This is a genomic window from Odoribacter sp. (assembly GCF_985060555.1).
The window spans coordinates 47,390-65,388 of record NZ_CFKYFN010000111.1 but is presented as its reverse complement, the minus strand read 5'-3'; the positions used below and the strand labels follow the sequence as shown (position 1 = coordinate 65,388).

General features: G+C 43.3%; 15 protein-coding genes and 1 pseudogene. 7 read left to right on the top strand and 9 right to left on the bottom strand.

Annotated elements, in window-relative coordinates; translation table 11 throughout:
* Nucleotides 1-109: 109 nt before the first annotated feature.
* From AC5RDS_RS16095 to AC5RDS_RS16070, 6 genes and pseudogenes are all read left to right on the top strand, one after another.
* Nucleotides 110-1,330 carry a TlpA family protein disulfide reductase gene (locus tag AC5RDS_RS16095; RefSeq protein ID WP_022160344.1) on the top strand — a complete coding sequence of 407 codons (1,221 nt, stop codon included), beginning with the start codon at nt 110-112 and terminating at the stop codon, nt 1,328-1,330.
* 122 nt (nt 1,331-1,452) lie between these two features.
* Nucleotides 1,453-1,686 (top strand): hypothetical protein, encoded by a 234-nt coding sequence (locus tag AC5RDS_RS16090; protein WP_494222409.1) that lies wholly within the window; start codon nt 1,453-1,455, stop codon nt 1,684-1,686.
* A gap of 98 nt (nt 1,687-1,784) precedes the next feature.
* Nucleotides 1,785-3,098, top strand: a complete 1,314-nt coding sequence (locus AC5RDS_RS16085) for a DUF5690 family protein (protein WP_046403139.1) — start codon at nt 1,785-1,787, stop codon at nt 3,096-3,098.
* 40 nt (nt 3,099-3,138) lie between these two features.
* Nucleotides 3,139-3,924, top strand: a pseudogene (gene phnX / locus AC5RDS_RS16080) (phosphonoacetaldehyde hydrolase).
* A 7-nt stretch (nt 3,925-3,931) separates the two neighbouring features.
* On the top strand, nt 3,932-5,026 hold the full coding sequence (gene phnW, locus AC5RDS_RS16075) for a 2-aminoethylphosphonate--pyruvate transaminase (protein ID WP_306451854.1): 1,095 nt from the start codon (nt 3,932-3,934) through the stop codon (nt 5,024-5,026).
* A 90-nt stretch (nt 5,027-5,116) separates the two neighbouring features.
* Nucleotides 5,117-5,587 (top strand): CYTH domain-containing protein, encoded by a 471-nt coding sequence (locus AC5RDS_RS16070; protein ID WP_013613208.1) that lies wholly within the window; start codon nt 5,117-5,119, stop codon nt 5,585-5,587.
* 100 nt (nt 5,588-5,687) lie between these two features.
* Here the strand turns inward: AC5RDS_RS16070 and AC5RDS_RS16065 are convergent, their stop codons facing one another.
* Nucleotides 5,688-6,452 (bottom strand): CDGSH iron-sulfur domain-containing protein, encoded by a 765-nt coding sequence (locus tag AC5RDS_RS16065; protein WP_306451855.1) that lies wholly within the window; start codon nt 6,450-6,452, stop codon nt 5,688-5,690.
* A 182-nt stretch (nt 6,453-6,634) separates the two neighbouring features.
* Here AC5RDS_RS16065 and AC5RDS_RS16060 point away from each other — a divergent pair, with 182 nt between their 5' ends.
* Complete coding sequence (locus AC5RDS_RS16060; protein WP_118108207.1) at nt 6,635-7,420, top strand: hypothetical protein; 786 nt, start codon at nt 6,635-6,637, stop codon at nt 7,418-7,420.
* A 53-nt stretch (nt 7,421-7,473) separates the two neighbouring features.
* On the opposite strand, the gene AC5RDS_RS16055 is transcribed toward AC5RDS_RS16060, so the two are convergent.
* The 8 genes from AC5RDS_RS16055 to AC5RDS_RS16020 all read right to left on the bottom strand — a co-directional run bounded on the left by AC5RDS_RS16055 (nt 7,474) and on the right by AC5RDS_RS16020 (nt 17,999).
* Complete coding sequence (locus tag AC5RDS_RS16055) at nt 7,474-8,589, bottom strand: redoxin domain-containing protein (RefSeq protein ID WP_306442431.1); 1,116 nt, start codon at nt 8,587-8,589, stop codon at nt 7,474-7,476.
* A gap of 75 nt (nt 8,590-8,664) precedes the next feature.
* Nucleotides 8,665-9,852 carry a TlpA disulfide reductase family protein gene (locus AC5RDS_RS16050; RefSeq protein ID WP_013613212.1) on the bottom strand — a complete coding sequence of 396 codons (1,188 nt, stop codon included), beginning with the start codon at nt 9,850-9,852 and terminating at the stop codon, nt 8,665-8,667.
* A 10-nt stretch (nt 9,853-9,862) separates the two neighbouring features.
* Nucleotides 9,863-11,299 (bottom strand): RagB/SusD family nutrient uptake outer membrane protein, encoded by a 1,437-nt coding sequence (locus AC5RDS_RS16045; protein WP_494222408.1) that lies wholly within the window; start codon nt 11,297-11,299, stop codon nt 9,863-9,865.
* A 17-nt stretch (nt 11,300-11,316) separates the two neighbouring features.
* Entirely contained in the window at nt 11,317-14,757 is a 3,441-nt protein-coding gene (locus tag AC5RDS_RS16040) for a TonB-dependent receptor (RefSeq protein WP_181990618.1), read from the bottom strand.
* Between the two features lie 184 nt (nt 14,758-14,941).
* Nucleotides 14,942-16,075 carry a FecR family protein gene (locus AC5RDS_RS16035; protein ID WP_046403127.1) on the bottom strand — a complete coding sequence of 378 codons (1,134 nt, stop codon included), beginning with the start codon at nt 16,073-16,075 and terminating at the stop codon, nt 14,942-14,944.
* A 129-nt stretch (nt 16,076-16,204) separates the two neighbouring features.
* Nucleotides 16,205-16,780 (bottom strand): RNA polymerase sigma factor, encoded by a 576-nt coding sequence (locus AC5RDS_RS16030; RefSeq protein WP_013613216.1) that lies wholly within the window; start codon nt 16,778-16,780, stop codon nt 16,205-16,207.
* Nucleotides 16,781-16,797: 17 nt separating this feature from the next.
* The gene (locus AC5RDS_RS16025; RefSeq protein WP_013613217.1) at nt 16,798-17,559 is read right to left on the bottom strand and encodes a TPM domain-containing protein; all 762 of its coding nucleotides are present in this window, start codon (nt 17,557-17,559) and stop codon (nt 16,798-16,800) included.
* 2 nt (nt 17,560-17,561) lie between these two features.
* A complete protein-coding gene (locus AC5RDS_RS16020; protein ID WP_013613218.1) occupies nt 17,562-17,999 on the bottom strand; it encodes a TPM domain-containing protein in 438 nt (145 codons plus the stop codon).

Genomic DNA, 17,999 nt, shown 5'->3' with positions numbered 1-17,999 from the left:
GGGATTTTGATTTGGGAAGCCGCTTCTTTCCGGGGAGCGGCTTTTTTGTTGTTGTTATTTGTTGAAACCTGAAAACATTTTTTATCTTTGTATTATAATGAAGAATGTTTTGTTTTGTATATTAATGATTTATGTGGTTTGTGGCTGTCGGTCACAGCAACCGCAAGAGATTGTTCGGCTTGCTGTGAAAAGCTTGGATGAACTACAGTCTGTGTCGGCTGTACTGGTCAGTAATGCTGCTTTTGACGGTGCGGAGTTGTCGGATGAGCTGGCCAGTCGGATACCTTTTCTCTTTAAACAGGTAGTACGGGATTCGGGTACTTATTTTTTTACCTTCGAACAAATCGATAACCGGGTTTTCTACCGGAACGATCAGCCTTATATGGCTTGTGTATATCTGGATATGTTACTTGGTACGCGTATTCCTGTTGAACCCGGTGCGAAAAGGTATGATTATTTTGCCCGGATCCAGGAGGAGCTCGATTTGATGCAGCAAATCCTGGATGGTAAGAAACTGCGTGAAGTTGCTTCCGATTCTTCCCGGATCGTCGATGTATGGGTGGAGCGGGCGCCGGATACGCTTTTTAACGGGCAGGATTGTTATGTACTCAAACGGCATAATGATGTCACGCTTATTCCCTCGAAAAGTAATAATGAGTCATGGAAAGCCAATGTAAGATATAAAGTGATGCATAGTTATAATACGTATGCTTTATTTATAGAAAAACATACAGGTTTGCCTGTTTACTGGTCTTATACCAATTCGGGAGATCAGGACGGCAGGAAAATTCCGGGAAACCGGAATACGGAATTTTTGGAAAATATGGAGCTGAAGGATATTCCGGACAGTTGTTTTTATCCTGCTCAGGCAGATAAAATTCGCTATGTCGCTTCTTTCGACGAGTTCGTGCAGGAGGTGAAGGTGGGTGATGAGGCTCCTGCTTATGAATTGACGGATGTCATGACCGGGAAAGTGTATTCCAACGCATCGCTGCAAGGCAAGATCGTGGTGATGCAATTTACTTCTACCGGGTGTGTCGGATGTGTATTGGCCCAGCCGTGGATGAATAAATTATATGATCGCTGGAAAGAGCAGCCGGAGCTGGTTTTTCTGTGTGCCGGTCTGCTCAGTGAAAAGGATGCTAAGATTCAGGTTGAAAAATATGAGTTCGCTTATCCGATGACCACTTGTAATCAGGCTTTTTTCTGGTCGTTCGGAGTGCAGGCCATACCTTCTTATTATGTGATCGGAAAAGATAATCAGGTGCTTGCCAGACCACAATCACACATCGGTTTGAAGAATTTTTTAGACAGTTATTTTAATAAATAATTGCGGGGAGCCGGGTTTGTTATCAGGAAGAATGGTAGGCCACAGGAAATAGAACGGAAATTTTTGGTCAAGGGAGATTTCAAGTCACAGGCTTTTCAATCGGTACGGCTTATGATTTTGAAATGAAGAATAGGGTACTGAAGATTTTTAAAGATGGACAGGTCGCCTGGATTAACGAGCTGATGCAGAAATGCGGTGTCATTTCCTCCGAACAGCCGGTGCAGGAACATACCTGTATCGTTACGGATGCTAAGAAACGGGAATATCCGGATCGTCCGGGAACTATTCCGGAAAAGCTGCTTGAAGAGACTGTTTCTGGAGGGATATGGCACAACCGAGGATGTGGCCTGTGGTAGTGTCATTGAAAAAGTGAATATCGTCATTATTTCGTCATATTTTTTTAATGTCGGCGTAACATTGGGTTCATAGCTTTGTCACAGTTAAAGACAAGACTATGAATTTTTCTTTTATCCGGGATCGTAGATCATTTTCAGATTTTATTTTTATTCTGTGGGCAGGAGGGGCGGCCCTGCTTTCTTATTCGTTAGTATATGCATTGCGTAAACCTTTTACGGCTGCTACATTTGATGGGCTGAGTATTTGGGGAATGGATTATAAGGTTGTAGTGACTATTACTCAGATTTTAGGTTATTTGCTGGCCAAGTTTATCGGCATTAAATTGATTTCTGAGTTAAAGGGACAACATCGTTTAAAATTTATTTTGGGGGCGATTGTTTTAGCTGAGTTGGCTTTAGTCGGTTTTGCTATCCTGCCGTCTCCGGGTAATATCTTTGCTATGTTTTTTAATGGGCTGGCTTTGGGATGTATGTGGGGAGTGATTTTCAGTTTTATAGAAGGGCGGCGGGTAACGGATATGCTAGCCAGTTTATTGGGGATTAGCATGGTGATTAGTTCAGGTGCAGCGAAATCCCTGGGATTGTTTGTGATGGACCATTGGCAGGTCAGTGAGTTTTGGATGCCTGCCCTGATCGGTGGTTGTGCTTTGCCATGCCTGGCTTTATTGGGATATGTGTTGCAATCTCTGCCAAAACCTTCCGAAGAAGACAGGGCTTTGAAAGCAGAGCGGATGACTTTGGATGGAAGGCAACGCTGGGCTTTATTCAAAAATTATATGCCTTTTCTCTCTATTATTTTAGTCGCTAATTTTTTGTTGGTGGCTTTACGGGATATAAAGGAAGATTTTCTGGTGAAAATATTTGATGTTGCGGGGAGTGGTTATTCTTCATGGATATTCGCTCAATTGGACAGTATCGTTACTTTGATTATCCTGATCATCTTCGGATTAATGGTTTTTGTCCGTAATAATATGCGGGTTTTATTGATTTTATTGAGTTTGGTGATTTTGGGCATGCTGACCATGTCTTTTATTTCGTTGAGATATGAGGCATTGCAACTAAGTCCGGTAGTTTGGTTATTTATTCAAAGTCTCTGTTTGTATCTTGCTTATTTGTGTTTTCAGACTATTTTCTTTGATCGTTTTATAGCTTGTTTCCGTATCCGGGGGAATGTCGGTTTTTTTATTGTATTGATTGATTTCATCGGTTATTTAGGAACGGTGATTGTCTTAGCCGTAAAGGAATTTTTAAATCCGGATATCAATTGGTTATCGTTTTATAACCAATTGGCGGGTTATGTGGGTTTGGGATGCAGTGTATTATTTGTCGGTGCTTGGGTTTATCTGTACCGGCGGGCAAAACGAAGAGCGTCTGAAAAGGTGATGCCTCTGGAAACTGCTCATGCTTATTGATTGGTTTTATTCTAATTACAGTAATATTTGATTTAAGGACATGAAAAAAGTTAGTTGTGTCATTATGGATTGGGCCGGAACGGCTGTCGATTTTGGGTGTTTTGCTCCATTGAATGCTTTTTTGAGGGTGTTTCAGGAGCAGGGAGTGACGATCACTTACCGGCAAGCCCGTGAACCGATGGGATTATTAAAGATTGAACATATAAAGGCTATTTTGAAAATGCCTGAAGTGAGTGAAAGGTTTCGTACAGCACATGGACGGGAATGGAATCAGAATGATGTCGCAATCATGTATCAGAGTTTTGAGAAACATTTGTTTGCTTCACTTCAGGATTTTACGACTCCTGTTCCGGGAGTTGTAGAGACAATGGAACAATTACGTCGTGAAGGGATCCGTATTGGTTCAACGACAGGGTATACCGACGCTATGATGAAAATTGTACAACCCGGAGCTGCTGCTCAGGGATATACTGTAGATTGTCTGGTAACTCCGGATCATTTGCCTGCCGGACGCCCGGCTCCTTATATGATTTACCGGAACATGACAGAGCTGGCGATTCCTTCTGTTGACGAGGTGGTTAAAGTTGGAGATACTATCGCCGATATCCGGGAAGGATTGAATGCAAAAGTATGTTCTGTCGGAGTAATTACAGGTAGTAATGAGTTGGGATTGACCGAGGAGGAATACAAAACTATGCCTGAACCGGAGTTATATACTTTGAAATAAGAGGTCAGAGAGCGGATGATGGCAGCCGGTGCACATTATGTGCTGGATAATATCCGTGAATTGCCGGACCTGATACATAATTTAATGAATAAAAAATAATAGGTGTATGAGAAATTATTTACTGTTGACTCCTGGACCGTTGAGTACTTCTGAGACGGTGAAAGAAGCCATGTTACAGGATTGGTGTACCTGGGATAAAGATTACAATGAAGGAATAGTTACTGTGATCCGGAAAGAATTGCTGGAGGTGGCAGGACTGGATGAGAAGGAATATACAACTGTGTTGTTACAAGGAAGTGGGACTTATGGCGTAGAGGCAACTTTGGGAGCTGTCGTGAAACCTACCGACAGGTTACTGATTATAGCGAATGGTGCTTATGGCAAACGGATGGCGGCCATTGCTGATTATTATAAACTGGATTATGTCATGGTGGCTTTGAAAGAAACGGAGCTGATTACCCCCGCAATCGTGGAGGAGGCTTTGAAAAATCATCCTGGAATCAGCCATTTGTCTTTGGTCCATAGTGAAACAACGACGGGTTTATTGAATCCGATTGAAGAAATTGCAGAGGTGTTGCGTGGACGCGGGATCACCTGGATCGTTGATGCCATGAGTAGTTTTGGAGGGATTCCTATCGATATGAAAAAACTGGGTATTGATTTTCTGGTTAGTAGTGCCAATAAGTGTATACAGGGAGTTCCGGGCTTTACCTTTGTTCTCGCTTCTCGGGAAAAATTGCTGAAATGCAAAGGAGTTGCCCGTTCTTTGTCCCTGGATATTTATGCCCAATGGGAAGAAATGGAAAAAGGGCATGGAAAATGGCGGTTTACCTCACCGACTCACGTTGTACGGGCATTTTTTCAAGCTTTGAAAGAGTTGAAAGCAGAGGGAGATATAGAAGCCCGTTACCGCCGTTATTGCCGGAATCATGAGGTATTAGTGGAAGGAATGCGGGCTATTGGTTTTTCCACCTTGCTGGAACCGGAAAAGCAGTCTCCGATTATTACTTCTTTTCTTTATCCGGAGCCGGGTTTTTCGTTTACAGAGTTTTATGGGTTGCTGAAACAACAGGGTTTTGTCATTTATCCCGGAAAGGTTTCGGATGCTGATACATTCCGGATTGGTACTATTGGAGATGTATTCCCGGAGGATTTTGAAAGATTGACACAAGCTGTTGCGGCTATCAGACAGGTAAATTAAACAGGGTTGTCCGGACAAGTTTGACTTTTTTTAGTTTTTTGGCTGTTTAAGTGTTTCTTTTGCTTTAATTTTGTTGTAAAAGAAATCAATATGCCACAAGAGATAGAAAGAAAGTTTTTGGTCCGGGGAGACTTTAAAGCATATGCTTGCCAATCCTTTCGGATTGTACAGGGCTATTTGTCCTCCGTACCGGAAAGGACGGTCAGGATACGGGTGAAAGGTGAACAGGGCTATCTTACTGTAAAAGGTAAAAGTGATGTTCATGGAGTTACCCGCTATGAATGGGAAAAAGAGATTGCCAGGGAAGATGCAGAAGAACTCCTGAAATTGTGCGAGCCTGGGGTGGTTGACAAAATTCGTTATTTAGTGAAAGTAGGGGGGCATATTTTCGAGGTAGACGAGTTTCTGGGGGAGAATAAAGGGTTATTGCTGGCTGAAGTTGAATTAAAGCAGGAGGATGAACTTTTTGAAAAGCCGGAATGGTTGGGAGAAGAAGTGACCGGAGATCTGCGTTATTATAATGCAATGCTGGCACACCGGCCCTATCGAAGTTGGAAGTAATTCCGGATTTATGCATGCTTAACAGTTTGAGAGTTCGGTTATTCCATTGTCTGAAACTCTGATTGAAACAATAGAGTAACCGAACGATTCGAATCTGTATTTATTTCATTTTTTCTTCTAATTCGGTACTGAGGGGCAGGTGGTCCTGGAAGTGGACCGTGACATGGGTACCGTCGCAATAGGGTTTATTAACGGATGCTCCGCAACGGCATAGGGTGACCCGGTTGCGTTGTTCGTATTCGGTGCCGTTAGGTCCATTCACAGGAATACCTCCTTTGACCCAGAGCGGACCACTACATTCTTCCTGTGGGTCTTCGATCAGGCCTAAGGCCGGTTTTAAGGGGGGCTCATAAAATTTTTCCTCTTCTCTGTCCCAAAGTTTTAACCGGCCGGAGGGGCAGTACATACTTTCGTGTACGGCCAGATCATGGGCTTCGGTGTTGTCGGAATCTTCCGTCAACTGCCAAACCGTTCCTCTGGCCATACAAAAACGGGCATGTACACAATATTCGGTGTTGTCGGCCAACTGAACTCCAGGACCGTCATACAGATCGGCATTCTCTAAAAGAGGGATATTGCCGGCGGTTAGCGTCGGATCCCAATCGGCATGGTGATGGGAACCGTCGCAATACGGATGATTTTTGGACTGACCACAGCGGCATAAAGCAGTGGGTTCGTTGTCGGTCGGGTATTTATGCCCTTTGGCATATTCCCAGGGGATTTGTTCTTTATTTAAAACGAAGATCTCTTGTTGAAGAGGGGGATTTCCATATACCAGATAGGGGCCGTCTGCTGTAATTTCAAGGTGATATTTCGGGTCAGGAGTAGGTGTACCCGGTTCGATTTTACGAGTGTTTTTTTCCATAATTAAACGTTTTAATGATACTTGTTATACTTAAATTCGGATGGAAAGTTCCGGGTTGACTGGGAGAATTTTCACCGGTATAAGTTTTGGAATAGAATTTGTTATAAATGTATTGTTTGGTTTATTGAAATATTTTACTTAATTTTACATAAAATATTGGATTCCTTTTGAAGGAATAAGTTATGAAAGTTTTGAAAATATTTAAATCGTTGTTATACAGGATTCTAATTCTTGTTTTGATAGGTCCTTTGGGAGCTTGTTCGGAGGAGTGTGGCTATGATTCTCATGCAGGTTATCAGTTAGGTAAACAAAATTTCGATTATTTGGAAGGTAATATGGCTTCTATTTTGTCGTTTTGGGATCTTGCTTTGAGAATGAACACGTATTTGACGGCCTTGGATGAGGAAGGAGAAGACCGGGTAGAAGAACTTTTCCCGGACTATCGTCTTCAACAAGTGAATGAACACGAATGGATCGGATGGAAGGGACAGGATTCGGTTTTTAAGGTTGTAACAGACGATCTGGCATTGACCACTGAGACAGCTCATTGGGAAATTGTGGGCTGCCGGGCTCCGTATGAGGGACAGCTCACCGTTTTGTGTTCCGGTTTAAGGACCTGGGTGTTTCATGTTTCCGCTTTGCAAAACCGGAAATGGATATCCGATGCCAGTCTGAAAATTAATTATAACGGAGAACAAACGCCCCGGAATTTTAACGATGGGGATTGGATTGTTTCCGGTGTGGGGAAGAGTATGACCGATGAGGAAGAAATACTGAATTTTGAAATTGCAGAATCGCTGATCCGTTATGCGGAGAGTCATTATCTTTTCGATAAAGGACTATTGTATCTGCGGTTGAAAAATAGGTTTTCTCCGAAAGAAGAGATTGTTAAGGCTGAGATGAAGACACTTCCGGGAAGTGACCGCTCTTTGCAAATCACCTATAAAGGAGAGGTTTATTCTTATTGATGGTTACAGAGGTTTCCCCCCGGCAACATCGGTGGCCGGGGGAATAGGTAAAATCAGTATAGTTCCTGTAAAACAGCATCCAGGGCGGCTCCCCGCATTTCGGTTTTAAAGATACGGCCTTCTTTATCGAGAAGGATACAAGTGGGGACTCCTGTGATATTGTATTTTTGGGCGACAGGTCCGTTAAAACCGTTGGGATCACACAGTTGTTTCCAAACCATTTTTTCTTCTTTCATCGCCTTGTCCCAGTCGGTTTTCTTTTCGTCGATAGAAATACTGATGATTTCAAAGCCTTTGTCTTTATACTCCTGATATACATGACGAAGGTGTGGAATCTCGCCCCGGCAGGGACCACACCAGGATGCCCAGAATTCCAGCATCACATATTTTCCTTCGGGTACACAGGAAGAAAGCTTGACCATTTTCCCTTCCGGATTCATCAGTTCGATATCCTGATATTTTTCGCCGATAGCCATCGTTTTGGCTTTGTCAGCTATGGTTTTGAAGTTTTCGGCCATTGGGGGAATATTCGCCCAGGCTTTGGTGATGAGTGCAGTCAATTGTTCGAGCTGAGGGACGGTTAAATTGACGTACATGCCTTGTAGGAATTGAAGGGCTAAATCATATCCTACTATGTTTTCGGGATGTTCTTCGATAAATTTCCATTGGGCGATGTTTAATTTCTTGTTGATCTCGTTTTCTTGTTTGATTAACGCGATTCCCTCTTCTGTATTGAATATGCCGTCCATTGCCGGCCGATGATATACTTCCAGATACTTTTCATTTATGGTTCCGGATTGTTTTCTGAGATCGGCGATACTTTTCAAATACCGGTCGTACAGATCCTGGGAGGCGGAGCCCTTTATTACCGGATCTTTCCGGAAGGTTTCATCGCTCCAATAATAAGTACGCAGGCTGTCGACGTGACCGGAATAACTGATAACCGAATTTTCCAGGTAAAACCGGCTGGCTAACATTTGGGACGGGTCATCCTGGCCGGTTTTGTCGATGATTAATTGATACATACCGGGACGGTCGACTTTACCTTTCAATTGGAACCTGCCGTTTTTAATAACCGTGCTGTCGATGGTGACCGGAGGATAGACGGCTTCGTTTACTAACTGTACTTTCATGCCTTCACTGTTTCCCCCGATGTTACCGTTGAGGATATAACCGTCATATTTAGTTTGGCAAGCGACTAAACTACTGCTGCATAAAAAAGCTAAAAATATTTTTTCATCGTATTAAGGAATTAATTGTTCTAATGCGGCGTCCAGGTATGCGCCCCGCATATTGGTTTTGAATATTTTACCTTCTTTGTCCAACAGAATACAATGGGGTACTCCGGTCACATTATATACTTGTATGGCCGGTCCGTTTTCTCCTTGCGGATCATTTAATTGTATCCAGGGCATCTTTTCTTCTTTCATGGCTTTTTGCCAATCTTTATTCTTTTGATCGATCGAGACACTGATGATCTCGAATCCTTTGTCTTTGTAATTCTGGTAGACGTGTTTCAGATGAGGAATTTCACCCCGGCAGGGGCCGCACCAGGATGCCCAGAATTCGAGCATCACATATTTTCCGGTTGGAAGGCATTCGGATAATTTTACTTTTTTCCCTTCCGGATCGGTGAGTTCGATGTCTTGAAACGGGGCTCCTATAGCGATTTTTTTGGCCATCTCTGCTTTTTCCTTGAATTCGGTCATACGGGGACAATTTCCCCAAACCCCGGAAAGTGTATTTTGCAGATCTTCGATCTGACCGGAGGTTAAGTCGATCTCTCCGAGCAGGAAATAACCGGCTTGATCGAGAGCCACTACAGAAGCCGGATTTTGTTTGATAAATCGGATCGTGGCCTGAATGATCTGCCGATCCAGTTCGGAGATCCGGCGGGCCAGGCGAATGCCCTCCTCGGTATTGAAGATGTTGTCTAATGCCGGACGGTGATATTGCTCGAGGTATTCGCCGTCTGCCTGATTTCTGGCTTTACTCAGTTCTTGGATAGAAGTTTTGAATGACTGATACAGATCTTCTGTCTCCGAACCCTGGATTATCATCTTACCTTTACGTTCCGGATTCCAGTAATAAGTGGGTAAAGTATGGATATCTCCCTGGAAAGTGATATCCGAATTTTCCAAATAGAAATTGCCGGCCAACCAGTTGGCTTCCGAGGATTTTTTCCCTACGGGAGTCGTATCGATGATCCAACGATAAAAGCCGGGTGCCGGAATTTCCCCGGTCAATTCGAAACAATGATCTTTAATGACCGTTGTTGCAATTGTTTGAGGAGGATAGCTATTATCCAACAGTTTGAAAACCATCCCTTCACATGGGCCTTGGATAGAGCCGGTGATGTGAAAAGATTTATTTTGTGCCTGGCAATACTGAATTGCCAGAACAAGGAATAGCACAGTTAACAGATTTTTCATTTTTGGGGATTTAAGGGTTTTCGATGAGTAAGTTGTTACCTGCTTTGGCCGATTGCGGGATGGGTAGGATCAATTGTTTATCCGACTTTATATTCGGGCGTATGGTGGTGATGTCTAAATCGCCGTGTTTATAATACCTGATCATATCGTACCACTCTTCCTGGTTTTCAAAAAGCAGGTCGATCCATTTGTGCTGGCGGATCATTTCTAAAAGCTGGTTGTCAGGAATAGTACTCACGTCATATACTCCCGGGACATGGGCATCCAAAACGGTTTGCAGACTGGTACGGGCTGCCGCAAGATGATTGCCTCCCTGCCGGGCTTCCGCTTCTGCATGGATATAATATACTTCTCCCAAACGCAGGAAGTAGTAGGTATTGCTCTTGCCGTCATCATTGGTACTGTGAGGATATTTCCCGTTTTTGAAAGAAGTTGTGATGACGTCCGGTGTAAGAAACGGGGCGGCAAAACGGGGATCGTAACCTTCTCCTGTTTCTTTGTTCCCTGGAGTGGGATCCATCGCATCGGCTATTTTTTGAGAATAAGAACTATAAGTTGTCCGGTCTAAAATGAAACTACATTGTTCTTCATAGTTGGAGACATAAGGAGCGAACAGCACTTCAGGAGAATCGAACATATCGCTGAAGATACTCATAAAGTTAACCAGCCCGTATCCGTAGTTGCCGGCTGTTTGAATCACTTCATCGGCCAGTAGGGCTGCATTTACGTAATCTCCTTTACTTAGTAATACTTTTGCTTTCAGGGCTTGTGCGGTTGTTTTTCCGGCCTGCGCATGAGTGGGCGTATAATTACTCATAGGCATGTCCGGAGCATATAATATAGCTGAATCGAGATCCGATTCGATAAATTTATAGCTTTCAGCTACAGTCGAGCGGGCCTTTGCTAACGGTTCCCGGTAAGGTTTGTCGGACAGGACGATACCATATGGAGAATCGGTATCGTAAAATTGCCCGAAATGACGCAGCAACATAAAATGAGCCATGGCCCGGTTGAAATAGCCTTCGCCTAATATTTCCATACGTCTCGCAGGGTCCAGGTCTTTTACCGTATTGTTTTCCAAAAATTCGATCATAAAGTTGGCCGCGTTGATTACATCATATAAATTATTATAGACATTTCCGATGATACTATTGTCTTCCAGTACATTGTTGTCGGTGAAACCGGTTTCTCCTGCCAATCCACCACTACCCGAGAGTGCTAATGAACCGGCGAGCAGGCCGATATGGCTTCGGAAGTTACAAAGACTCATGGCCCTCCATTGGGTATATACCCCGCGTAACACCTGTTCTGCACTCTGGGCATTCCGTATTGCGGTTTGGTCTTCCAGTTTATAATAAGGTTTTACTTTATCTACGTCTCCCATCAGGTCACATGCCCAAATCAATACAGAGAGAAATAAGGTAGAAATAATATATGTTGTTTTCATAGTATGAGATTTTATCGTTAAAATTCAACTTTAACACCTAAGGTAAATGTTTTACTCAATGGATAGGGATCTTCATTCAGGGTCATCTGTGAAGTAGTGAAACTACTGATCAGTTCCGGATCGATACCCGGCCATTGGGTCACAGTCCAGATATTAGAGCCGCTGACAAATAACATGGCCGATTGTACATTGATTTTCTTCAGGAAATTCTGTGGTAAATTATAAGAGAAAGTAATATTCTTTAAGCGTAAATACGATGTTTCGTAAATGTAACGATCGGAGAAACGAGAGTTTTTGGAAGGATCGGTATAAACCAGACGTGCATAACGAGCATCGGGATTTTCGGGACTCCAGGTTTTCCCATAGAGTTCGGGATAGATGTTATTTCCAATATACCCATACATATCGCTCATCATATTATAAACAGCAGCTTTAGCTCCTTGGGAGAATTGGAAAACGAACGACAAATTGAAATTTTTGTAATTGACCGAATTGAAAAATCCTCCGAAGAATTTAGGCTGAGGAGTAGCAATAACTTCCCGGTCTTTACTGTCGATATAACCGTTCCCATCCAGGTCCTTGTATTTGAAGTCACCCATACCGGTCGACTTTTCCTGGTAATAATTCGCTCCACGAGCTACGGCTGTTTTATTTAGAGTAACTACTTCATCGTCGTTTTGGAATATTTTTTCGACGATATATCCTTTTAAAACGCCGGCAGGCTGACCTTCTATATAGGTATCGACATCGTTACTGGAAAGCTCGGCTCCATTGAGTTTTTCGATTTTGTTCCGGTTCAGGGCTATATTGAATTTCGAGGTCCAGGTCCAGTCGGCTGTACGGATAATATCCCCGCCGATTTCAATCTCAACGCCTTTGTTGGAGAGGTCGATTAAGTTGGACGTATAGGAAGTGGAACCTGATTCGAGCGGATAGGGGGAAGGAGCCAATGCACCTTTGGTGTAACGATAGTATCCGTCGATGCTACCGAACAGGCGGTGGTTGAAGAAAGCGTAATCTAATCCACCGTTGAATTCGGATGTTCTTTCCCATTTGATATCCGGATTAGGTAATAAACCGGGAGTCAGAGTCGATTGTCCTATATAAGGATTGCCTTTTTCATAAAATTGTCTGTAGACGAAATCGTCGATGTTGGTAGAACCGGTTTGTCCCCAACTGAAACGTAATTTCAGATCGTCGACTTTTTCTGTATCGGCCATGAAATTTTCGCTGCTCATCCGCCATCCCAGGGATATAGAAGGGAAATAACCTCTTTGATTACCGGGGCCGAATTTGGAAGAGGCATCGGAACGGAAATTGATTTCTGCCAGATATTTGTCGAGATAATTATAGCTGGCACGGGCATAAATGGAATTGAGGGCACTTTTGGACTTTGCGTCTCCGATGCAGTGTGTTTCTGTTGCAGACCCCGCATTATTCAGGACTTCATCATCCGGGAAGCCCATGTAGTAATGCGAAGTATATTCACTAAAAGAACGGTCCCAACCATAGCCGACCATAAAGCTGAAATAATGGTCTTCTATCTGGAAATTATAGTCGGCCCTGAAGTTGATCGAAGTATTGGCGGCTTTGCTGCGGTCGTCCTGAAGGGTGGACATGCCTCCGCCTCCCCGATCGTCTTGGGCGACCAGCGGGTTGTAATTACTATACTGATCCTGAAACATAGAGATATTGATATCTCCTCTGATTTTCAAACCGTTGAAGATTTTGTATTCCAGATAACTGTTTCCCAGGAATTGATAAGATTCTTTTTTGTTTTTATTTTGCCGGTTTGCGACTGGATTGGCTAAACCTACGGGGAAACCCCAGGTCGGAGTTCCGTCGATGCGGTATAATTCTCCCGTTTCATCGTATACGGGTACATCGGGTCTGACATTCCATTCTCGGGTAATACCCATTTCTTCGCCTGCAGCTCCGCTATGGCGTTTGGTCATTGTATAACCCAGGGCTGCTCCTACTTTGAAGCGTTTCGAGACATCCGAGTCAAAGGACAGACGACTGTTGTAACGTTGCATATCGTCGTTGATAAACAAACCTTCCTGGTCGATTGCATTGAAAGAAAAGGAGTAATTGGATAATTTTCCACCTCCGCGGATAGCCAGATTATACATGTGAGTCAGTGCATTCTTATTATTGGTCTCATCTACCCAATTGGTATTTTCTTCACCGAAAGCCTCGTCTTTTAATCCGTCGAATATCATATTTCCGTAATTATCATAGGAAGTATTGGCCATATAATCGATTGCAGGATAGATTTGGCCGTATATGATATTATCGTCTGTGATTTGTGCTTTGTTGATGGCTCCGAGTGTATTTTTAATGATTAATTCCTGGAGATTTTTAAATTTAGTTGTGTTTAATGGTTTGAATTTTTTAATTTGGTTACCGACACTCAAGGTATATCCCAGACTGATTTTCATTTGTTCGTTGCGGTGACCGTCCTTGGTTTTGATGATGACTACTCCGTTGGCTCCTCTGGAACCATAAATGGCTGTTGCGGCAGCGTCTTTCAATACGTCGATACTTTCGATGTCGTTGGGGGAAAGAGTTGAAAGCGGATTCAGCATATTCAGGCTGCGCTCGACAAAGAAAGGTACACCGTCGACGACATACAAGGGTTCATTATTGTTTTGCGATTTTAACGGGGAAGTGATTCCCCGGATGTTTAAAGTTGCTTTGGCACCTGGTTCTCCTGAGTTTTGATTGACCAATACCCCCTTCACTGCTCCACCTGGCATGTTGTCGAAAGTCGTGGCTCCGTTGGCATATTTTTCCAGGTCTTTCGCTTTGACCGACGATACGGAACTGGTCAGGTTTCTTGCCGACTTGCTTCCGTAACCGATAACTACAACGTCTTGCAATTCAACCTGATCTTCTTCCATGACGACATTATGACGGACATCTTCCGTTGCCGGAAAGTTATAGGTGACTTTTTTCATTCCGATAAAAGAATAGACGATTTCCACCGCATTACCTTTGAGGATGGCAAGCTGATAGTTACCATTGATATCGGAAGAAGTACCAATGTCCGAGTTACCGATGAAGACCGTTACTCCCGGTAAAACATTTCCGTTTTTGTCTTTGATATTACCGGAAAGTTTCACTCTTTCCTGTTTGACTTGAGGAAGATCGCCTACCGGACGAGGGGTGATATAAATAACGTCGCTTTCATAAGCACACTGATAAGGCGTGTTTTTGAAGATATGGTCTAAAATTTCGTCTACTTGCTTCTGTTGGGCGTTAACGTCAAAGCGTTTTAGTCGGGCGACATCCTGTTCGTTATAAACGAACCGCAACCCGGTTTGTTTCCAGATTTCCTGTAATAGCGTATTGACGTCACATTGCTTTAAATTCAAAGTGACGACTTGCTTTTGAGAGTATCCGGAAGCAAAACCTCCCAAGGTGAATACCAGCATAAAAATTGAGAATAACTTCATAATCCTGACAATTTTTAATCTTTTTAAGTTTGAAAGGACAAAGATTCGTTTACATTCCATAAATTTGTATTTTAAGGTAAAACAATCCGACAGCCTACAGTTAGCTTTGTCCGCTGTCTTTTTATCTGATTGCAGCTGGGAATGGTGGTACATTCCCGGCTGTTTATTTTGAATAAACGAACATTTATTTTACCGTCACGGTCCGGCCTTTGATGATGAAACGGGCGGTGGAAATTTTTTCAAAATAGTGGAAAAGTTCCGATACCTCTTTATATCTGGTCATCATACCTGACAGGTGAATATTTTTAGTTTGCTCGTTGAGGTAGAATACGTCCAGATCGTACCATCTGGCTAATTTATTCATGACCGATTCCAAGGACTCGTTTTGGAACATGAAATTTCCGTCTTTCCAGGTGATATAAGGTAAAACATCCACTTCTTCAATCGTTAGTTTCCCGGAGGAGGTATAGGCTGCCTTTTGGGAAGGGTTTAGGTGAGTCTCCTGGTCGTGGTGGCGGATACTGACGCTACCGCTGACCAGAACGGTTTCGATGTTGTCTTTATTTTGAGTACTGATATTGAATTGGGTACCATATACTTTGACTTCAATATCGCCGACTTCGACAATAAAAGGCTGTTTTTCATTTTTAGCAACTTTAAAATAGCCTTCTCCCTGAAGTTTTACTCTTCTTTCCAGGCTTGAGAAAACCGTTGGGTATCGGAGTTCTGTCTCTGCATTCAACCATACTTCGGTCCCGTCTGCCAGTTTGATTTTGAATTCTCCACCTCTGGGGATTTCGAGTCGGTTTATCAGGTTTGCAGTCGAAATGTTGGCTGATTCTGCGTAATTCAAGACTCCTTCATTGGAAATACGGATTAGTGTTCCATCTTTTTCCTTTAACTCCTGCGAAGTGGTGTTTACGGGAATCGCAGTTCCGGAAGAAAGATGCAGAATCGCCTTTGACGAACCCGGATGAATCGGAACTTCGGCTAAAGTCGGAATCAGTGAAGGGGTATGGATCAGGTAAAAGGAAAGTCCGCCTCCGAGCAGAATCAGGGCGATGGCTGCAACTCGGATAAAAAGACGGCGGATATGACGCCGTTTCAGACGGGATGCAAATTCAATATATTGACCTTGAATACGGCCGGATTGGATAGCAGCCTGAAGGTGAATGTGATGCCGACGGAATCTTTCGAAGTACCTTTGATGTTCAGGATCGTGTCCCAACCATTCTTTCAGAAGCTGTTCTTCCTCTACGGCGTTTTCCTGTAAGAGATGCTTTAAAAGTAATTGATCGATGTTGTCTTTATTTAGCATATCGGTTGCATTTGTCCATAGTACGGGAAAATATTAATTTTCATTGAATGGAAAAGACAACTTTTTTTTGAAATAGTTGAAAAAATAATTATAATGAATTGGAATTTAATCTTTTGTGTTTTTGGTTTTTTATCTTTTTTTGTCGGATAAAAGCAAAAACAGGATGATATTTTGGGTTATATCGGGATAGGCCTGACGAATTTTTTTGAGGGCGTTGACTAAAAGCGTATTCACCGTAGCGATAGAAATGCCTAGTTTAGCTGCAGTTTCTTTATAATGTAATCCTTGTAAATAGATACATTGCATGATTTGACGGCTTCTTTCGGGAAGCTTATCGATTTCGTTTTTGACCCGGGCCAATACTTCTTCTTCCAGGGTATCGTATTCTTCCCAGGCTTTGTCGGAAGACTTCAGATCGGTAGCATGGCGCAGGGGATCTTTTTTTTCCATCCGGTCGAATGCCAGATTGCGTACAGAAGTGTAAAGAAAAGATTTAAAGGTGGTTGCTTGTAGTGAGGTTTGGGTCCTTTTTTCCCATAAACGGATAAAAAAGTCCTGTACCAGATCTTCCGACTGGGGAATGTTGTTCAGGAAAGAAGCCGCCCATAGTACCAAAGGCTTGTAATATCTGGTAAACAAATATTCCATGCCTTTCTCCTCGCCTTGATTGAGGAGTGAACATATGGTACTGTCCGGTATTTGCATTATCTGTATTTATCGTTTTACCAGCTTCCACTGGCCCCGCCACCGCCGAAACTCCCTCCGCCGAAACCTCCGAAGCTTCCGCTACCTCCGCTGAAAGAACCGAAATTGCTGCCGCCACCGCCGAAACCTCCGAAAAATATGGGAGGGATTCCTCCACTTCCATGGCTACCTGTGGTATACCCTTTTTTTCTTCGGAAAAACAGAGGCAGGAGAAATAGGATCAAGATAGGAATGATGATCACTTCGGCACTGCCATTTCCGTTTTTGCGGGCATATTGTTCGGCTGTAAATTCCCCACCGGCAAGCTGCATGAGTACATCTGTCGCTTTGTTAATTCCCCGGTAATAATTGTTTTGTTGAAATTCAGGTATAATTTCGTTCCGGATGATTCTCGAAGCGATGGCATCCGGAATGACTCCTTCCAATCCATATCCGACGGCAATGGCTACTTGTCCTTTTTCTGTCCTGCTCTTGGGCTTGATCAGAAGTAAGACTCCGTTGTCTTTTCCTTTTTGGCCGACTCCCCATTTTTCAGCTAAACGCTGGGCATAATCGCTGGGGGCGTAGCCTTGTAGGGTGGGTACGGTTACTATTGCGATCTGGGTGGAAGAAGTGTCGTTAAAATTTCTCAACTTTTGCTCCAATGCTTGTTGTTGCTGTGGACTGAACAGCTGAGTGAAATCATTGACTATCCGTTTGGGGCGCATCGGTTCGGGTAGATCCTGAGCCTGTAAAAAGGAAGTAATGCATATAAAGAAAATAAGGACTGATCGTTTCATGTTTAATTTTTAAATGAGATATCGTCCGACAGTTCGTTGACATCGTCTGCCTGATAGGGAAAAAAAGCTTTTAGCTGCTGTCCTGCAGTCAGGACAGCTTCGCAAACTCCCTCGCAAATCTGTCCTGATTTGAATTTTTCTATCATATTGTTTTTTATGTCATCCCAAAAATGGTCCGGCACTTTCGCATTGATCCCTGCATCTCCCAATATCGCCAATTGTTTATCTTCTAATGCGACGTAAATCAGTACACCGTTCCGCAAGGCTGTCTTATGCATTTTCAAGTCGGCAAAGACCTGGGCTGCACGGTCGAGTACATTCTTCCGGCAATGATTTTCGAAATGGATCCGGATTTCGCCGGAAGTATCTTTTTCTGCTTGCCGGATGGCGGCAACCATAGCGGTCTTCTGAGCCGGGGTGAAAAAATCGGATGGTTTCAT

Excerpts from the sequence above, each read along its gene's own strand:
- AC5RDS_RS16090 (WP_494222409.1), top strand. The coding sequence starts at position 1,453 with ATGAAGAATAGGGTACTGAAGATTTTTAAAGATGGACAGGTCGCCTGG.
- AC5RDS_RS16085 (WP_046403139.1), top strand. The coding sequence starts at position 1,785 with ATGAATTTTTCTTTTATCCGGGATCGTAGATCATTTTCAGATTTTATT.
- phnW (WP_306451854.1), top strand. The coding sequence starts at position 3,932 with ATGAGAAATTATTTACTGTTGACTCCTGGACCGTTGAGTACTTCTGAG.
- AC5RDS_RS16070 (WP_013613208.1), top strand. The coding sequence starts at position 5,117 with ATGCCACAAGAGATAGAAAGAAAGTTTTTGGTCCGGGGAGACTTTAAA.
- AC5RDS_RS16065 (WP_306451855.1), bottom strand. The coding sequence starts at position 6,452 with ATGGAAAAAAACACTCGTAAAATCGAACCGGGTACACCTACTCCTGAC.
- AC5RDS_RS16060 (WP_118108207.1), top strand. The coding sequence starts at position 6,635 with ATGAAAGTTTTGAAAATATTTAAATCGTTGTTATACAGGATTCTAATT.
- AC5RDS_RS16050 (WP_013613212.1), bottom strand. The coding sequence starts at position 9,852 with ATGAAAAATCTGTTAACTGTGCTATTCCTTGTTCTGGCAATTCAGTAT.
- AC5RDS_RS16045 (WP_494222408.1), bottom strand. The coding sequence starts at position 11,299 with ATGAAAACAACATATATTATTTCTACCTTATTTCTCTCTGTATTGATT.
- AC5RDS_RS16040 (WP_181990618.1), bottom strand. The coding sequence starts at position 14,757 with ATGAAGTTATTCTCAATTTTTATGCTGGTATTCACCTTGGGAGGTTTT.
- AC5RDS_RS16035 (WP_046403127.1), bottom strand. The coding sequence starts at position 16,075 with ATGCTAAATAAAGACAACATCGATCAATTACTTTTAAAGCATCTCTTA.
- AC5RDS_RS16030 (WP_013613216.1), bottom strand. The coding sequence starts at position 16,780 with ATGCAAATACCGGACAGTACCATATGTTCACTCCTCAATCAAGGCGAG.
- AC5RDS_RS16025 (WP_013613217.1), bottom strand. The coding sequence starts at position 17,559 with ATGAAACGATCAGTCCTTATTTTCTTTATATGCATTACTTCCTTTTTA.
- AC5RDS_RS16020 (WP_013613218.1), bottom strand. The coding sequence starts at position 17,999 with ATGAAACCATCCGATTTTTTCACCCCGGCTCAGAAGACCGCTATGGTT.